Raw genomic sequence first — 522 nt, 5'->3', positions numbered from 1 at the left:
CCATTCCAAGCTCAACAACACCTGAGCTCGCCTGGATAACGCCATTGCTGTTCTCAATGTCACCGCCATGAAAAACAATATCCCCAAAGCCATTGTCCGAACCAGCCAGAATCATCCCTGAACGGTTCATCAAACCGTCTGACTCTATATGAACATTGCCCGCATTCGAGCCAATCTGGCCATTATCGTTATTCAGCTGTCTGCCACCAATATCCACAATACCCGAGGGGGTGACTATCTGGCCATGATCATTACTGATATCTCCAGAGGCGGAAACCCTGACATTCCCGGATGCCTGCGTTCCTATCCGGCCATTCATGTTGACAACCTTACCCGTTGCCTGAACCCCGATATCCCCCTGTGTGGTCAGGATAGAACCATTGCCATTGTCAAGTGAGGAGCCTGTCAATGACACATTCCCCTGACCCGTACGGATCAGGCCGGACTGGTTATTGATATCCCCGCCATGAACCGTAACATCACCTTTGCTCAGAGAGCCAATCTGGCCAGAACTGTTGTCAA

At 50.8% G+C, this 522-nt stretch carries 1 protein-coding gene; it reads right to left on the bottom strand.

Features of this window, described 5'->3' with window-relative positions; genetic code table 11:
- On the bottom strand, positions 1-522 hold a 522-nt coding region (locus H3T46_RS08875), incomplete at both ends, for a hypothetical protein (protein ID WP_198198344.1).

Origin of the sequence: Commensalibacter sp. M0133 (genome assembly GCF_016101485.1) — a bacterium.
In the GTDB taxonomy this organism is placed as follows: Bacteria; Pseudomonadota; Alphaproteobacteria; order Acetobacterales; family Acetobacteraceae; genus Commensalibacter; species Commensalibacter melissae.
The sequence above is the reverse complement of the archived record's forward strand: the minus strand, read 5'-3'. Positions and strand labels throughout refer to the sequence as shown.